Here is a 4594-nt window from a genome sequence, read left to right as displayed (position 1 = left end):
GGGGGGCGGAGGGCCCCGGACGGACGATCTGGACCCCCGGGGCGTGCTCCTCGATCAATGCCACGACCGGGGCGAAGACACGCGCGTCGCGCACCGGATCGGCGGCGATGACGACGAGCGAGGGGCACAGCGCCTGGGCATCCCGACGACGTTGCCCCCGACGCACCCCCTGGGCGCGCGCCGCGGCGGAGCAGGCCACGACCGTGTTGTTCTCGAACACCGCGACGGGGCTGTCGGCGCGCGGGGGCCGTGCGGCCTCGCGGCAGTACGCCAGCACCGGCCAGTCGGGGAGCCACATCACGAGGCTGCGCGTCGGTTCGCGCATCAGCCCGCCGCCCTCTGCCGATAGCCCCCGTGCTCGCGCGGGACGAGCTTCTCGGTCGGCGCCCCGAGCATCTCGATCGATCCGTCGGCGGCGGGGAGGAGCATGCGGGCGCGACGGGCCGTGGGCGTGCGCTTGCTGCTGACCGACACCGTCAGCTCACGTCCGGCGAGATAGCCGTGCCCCTGCCCCACGCCCGCCCACCGGGGATCGGCGACGTCGATCACGGCCTCCGCCTGCGGCCATGCGCCCTGCACCAGCAGAACCGTGCCGCGATCGCGCAACCGGGCCGCGAGTCTCGTGACTTCGGTGCCGCCGCGCGCGGTGGTCGACCCCGCCGGGGGACGCACCGCCACGACGGGCAGGACCTCGGCGATCGTGGCCGTCACCGCCAGCCAGCGGGGTCCGGGGTCGGGGATGAAGACCAGTCGATCGAGATCGAGACCGTACTTCTCGGCGGCTTCGGCTCCCAGCTCTGGCATGCCGATGACCCCGCACCACGCCCCGTCCTGCGAGGGCCGCGCCATGAGCGCCAGCAGCAGTGACATCGAGCGGGCGATCGCGTACGCCGAGCCCGAACGAAGACCGCCGCCCGGCAGCAGCGAGGAGAAAGCGGGATGCGTCGGCAGAACCGGCGCGTCCATGCGGCGACCCTGCATGCGCTCGAGACGATCGCGGAGCGCGTGGATGTCGGGTACGGCCTGCACCTGGTCTCGCACGATCGCCCTCACTCCCACAGGTTAGAACATGTGTTCTACACTCTCAATCCCTGTGGTTCGAAGATACGATCACCCTCCGACATCGCCTCCGCGACCTCAGACCAGGTCGGCGGTCCGCGCGATGCGGGCGAATCCGCCCTGCTGCAGCACCAGGGCGGTCGCGGTCATCAGCTCGGCGGTGGCATCCAGGACGACCGTCACGTCGCATCCCCGCGCTGCATGTCGATGACGAGGAGGGCACGAGTCATGCCGCCCTCACACCACCGCTCCGGATGCCACGGCCCGGCGGAGCCGATGATCGCGAGGTCTCACGCCGCCAGTGCCAGGTACGGCTCCCAGCGCGGGTCGGACTTGTCGACACCGCGCACCGTCCACGACGATCCGCGCGGCGGCCCGGGGATCAGGCGCAGTTCCCACATCATCTCCTGGGGCGTGCGATCCCCCTTGACGTTGTTGCAGCGCAGGCAGCACGCCACGAGGTTTTCCCACGTGTCCTTGCCACCGCGCGAGCGGGGAAGCACATGATCGATCGTCGAGGCCGCCTTCCCGCAGTATCCACAGCGGTGCGCGTCACGACGCAGGACCCCGCGGCGGGTCACCGGCACGCGACGAGCCCCGGGCACGCGCACATAGCGCGTCAGGATGATCACCGCGGGACGGTCGTAGGTCCCCGCCGCCGCCCAGACCGGATCTTCGTCGACGCATTCGACGACGGTGGCCTTCTCGTTCATCACGAGCACGAGGGCCCGCTTGAACGACACGACGGCGAGCGGCTCGTAGCCCGCGTTCAGCACAAGTGTGCGCATTCCGTTTCCTCTCGAATGGCCGAGACGGCTTCTCGGATGTTCGACTCGCGGCGGCGGAAGAGGCGCAGGGGCACGAAAAAAGGCGCTGTCTATGCAGACAGCGCCTCGGAGGTCGCGGCGAGACCGCGGCATCCGCTCATGCGATGCCGAAGAACGAGCAGCCCGAGCGCATCCATGGTGCGGATGCGAGGCATGGCGTCCATCGGCTTTCCCTCCGGTTCTCCCGACGTCGCGAACAGGCTAACCCACGGCGACACGCCCGGGGTCGGCTGCACCGGGAAACGACAGACGGCGTGTCGGAGAACGATCGTCTCCGGCACGCCGTCTGTCGTTGTGAAAATCAGCCGGCGTTCTGCTGCAGCCAGGCGTACGGGTCGACCACGGAACCGTTGATGTGCACCTCGAAGTGCAGGTGGTTCGCGGTCGAGCTGCCGGTCGAGCCGACGAGACCGATGAGCTGGCCGGCGGCGACGGTCTGCCCCGCCTGCACCTGGCGGCTGCCGTAGGTCATGTGCCCGTAGGTCGTGGAGACCTTCTGTCCGTTGATGACGTGCTCGATGACGATGCCGACGCCATAGCCGCCGAAGCTCTCGGACGACGTGCTCACGACACCGGCGGCCGCGGCGAAGATGGGCTGCCCACCGGGGGCGAGCAGGTCGACACCCTGGTGGTAGCCGGAGTCCCAGAGACCGCGACCGAGCGTGTAGCCGGTCAGCGGCCAGCGCACTTCACCCGAGCCGGGGGCGGTCATGTTGAGGTTGACCGACGAGACGGCGACGTTCGCGTTCGCGGCGAGCTGCCGTGCCCGTTCGGCGGCGGCCGCTGCGGCGGCCTCCTGATCCTTCTTCTTCTGGATCTCGTCGGCGGTGGTCGCCGAATAGCTGCTGCGGTCGAGCGTGCCGGCCGTCACGCCGGACGCGACCACGAGCGACTGGTTGTCGGGGGCCGACATCTCTTGCAGCGTCATCGTCTCGGCGGCCGGGATCGTGGCCGCATACGCGGGGATGGCGACGGTCGCGACGAGTCCGGCGACCATCGACAGGATGACGGCACTGCGCAGCGGCTTCGTGCCCCGCCGGAACGACGAGGACGCGCGCGGCGCGGGAGCGGGACGAGCGACGGCAGCGGAGGTCACGACCGGCGTCCGCGAGGGACGACGAGAGGGTCGGGAGACCGCGGCGCGCGCGCTCTTACGAGTCTGACCCGTCGCAGGAACCTCGGGCAGGTCCGCAGCGGGATCGATGTGTTCAGCCAAATTTCCTCCGGCGCCTCTGCGTCCAGGACGCTGGCTCGTCAGCACTCGATGGGGCACGATGTGCGGGCTTCACCCTCTGCGGACGACGAGCCGGTGAGGCAAACCGCGAGGGGTCCGACGGCGGGCTTCTCGCCTGTGGACTTTCCGAGGCTACCCGAAGATAACGAAACTGTCACGCCTGAGGCAGAGGTGTACAGACGATGTCCGGGATGCGCACACCGCCCGACCGGCAGACGCAGGTCGGGCGGGCAACGGGATTCAGGCCTCGTCGACGAGGAAGATGTGCGACGCGACCTCGACGGGCAACTCCAGCCCGTCATCGACGCCGTCCATCTCGACGAGCACGTAGCCCTCGTTGAAGCGGTAGTTCCCGCGCTTGCCCGGCAGAACACCCGCCGCCTTGAGTTGCTGCAGCAACTCGGGATCGACCTGCGCCGGCTCGGCGAGACGCCGGACGGTTCCGGAGATCGGTGCACCGGCATCCGTCAGCTTGCGCACCAGACCCACCACACCCTCTTCGAATGTGGAACTGGCCGCGTCGCCCAACTGGTCGAGGCCGGGGATGGGGTTGCCGTACGGCGATTCGGTCGGGTGCCCGAGGAGTTCGACGAGGCGACGCTCGACCTGCTCGCTCATGACGTGCTCCCAGCGGCAGGCCTCGTCGTGGACGTAGGCCCAGTCCAACCCGATGACGTCGCTCAGCAGACGCTCGGCGAGACGGTGCTTGCGCATGACGTCGACCGCCTTCTGCCGCCCGTCGTCGGTGAGCTCGAGGCGTCGGTCTTCGGAGACGACGACGAGGCCGTCGCGCTCCATACGTCCGACCGTCTGCGAGACGGTCGGACCGGAGTGCCCCAGCCGTTCGGAGATGCGGGCGCGCAGGGGAACGATGTTCTCTTCCTCCAGTTCGAGGATCGTGCGCAGGTACATCTCGGTGGTATCGATGAGATCGGTCATTGAGGATTCCTCGGCTTCGCGGCGGTTCTCCCAGCCTACCGACCCCCTCCGACACACGCGCGGGCGGGTGCGAACCCCGCCCTAGAATCGACGCATGCCGCACGTGGACCTCCCCACCGAACTCCTGCCCGCCGACGGTCGCTTCGGGTGCGGCCCCTCCAAGGTGCGCGGTGCGCAGCTCGAGGCGCTCGTCACGCGCGGCGCCACGATCCTGGGCACCTCGCACCGCCAGGCGCCGGTGAAGAACCTCGTCGCCAGCACCCGCGAGCGGCTCGCGCAGCTGTTCCGCCTGCCCGAGGGGTACGAGATCATCCTCGGCAACGGCGGGTCGACCGCCTTCTGGGATGCCGCCGCCTTCGGTCTCATCGAGAACCGCAGCCAGAACCTCGTCTTCGGTGAGTTCGGTGGCAAGTTCGCCGCGGCAGCCGCCGCTCCGTGGCTGCAGGCGCCCGACGTGCGCCGCGCGGAGCCCGGAACACGCACGGCGTTCGAGGCCGTCGAAGGGGTGGACGTCTACGCCTGGCCGCACAACGAG

Annotated in this window: 4 protein-coding genes and 2 pseudogenes; 1 reads left to right on the top strand and 5 read right to left on the bottom strand. The window is 69.6% G+C overall.

All coding sequences use genetic code 11. The features are described from left to right. The 5 genes and pseudogenes from LQV45_RS18405 to LQV45_RS18385 form a co-directional block, all read right to left on the bottom strand. Positions 1-325, bottom strand: a pseudogene (locus tag LQV45_RS18405) (DNA polymerase Y family protein); the annotation flags it as partial. After that, positions 325-1041 carry a hypothetical protein gene (locus tag LQV45_RS18400; protein ID WP_374208244.1) on the bottom strand — a complete coding sequence of 239 codons (717 nt, stop codon included), beginning with the start codon at positions 1039-1041 and terminating at the stop codon, positions 325-327. The pseudogene LQV45_RS18405 and the gene LQV45_RS18400, both read right to left, overlap by 1 nt. Positions 1042-1349: 308 nt before the next feature. Beyond that, entirely contained in the window at positions 1350-1847 is a 498-nt protein-coding gene (locus LQV45_RS18395) for an HNH endonuclease (RefSeq protein WP_138172652.1), read from the bottom strand. A 340-nt stretch (positions 1848-2187) separates the two neighbouring features. Next, positions 2188-2982, bottom strand: a complete 795-nt coding sequence (locus tag LQV45_RS18390) for a M23 family metallopeptidase (RefSeq protein WP_230008261.1) — start codon at positions 2980-2982, stop codon at positions 2188-2190. 378 nt (positions 2983-3360) lie between these two features. Continuing rightward, entirely contained in the window at positions 3361-4059 is a 699-nt protein-coding gene (locus LQV45_RS18385) for a metal-dependent transcriptional regulator (protein WP_230008260.1), read from the bottom strand. Between the two features lie 94 nt (positions 4060-4153). Between LQV45_RS18385 and LQV45_RS18380 the strand changes: the two are divergent. Beyond that, positions 4154-4594, top strand: a pseudogene (locus LQV45_RS18380) (phosphoserine transaminase); the annotation flags it as partial.

This window comes from Microbacterium sp. Bi128 (assembly GCF_918698205.1).
The sequence above is the reverse complement of the archived record's forward strand: the minus strand, read 5'-3'. Positions and strand labels throughout refer to the sequence as shown.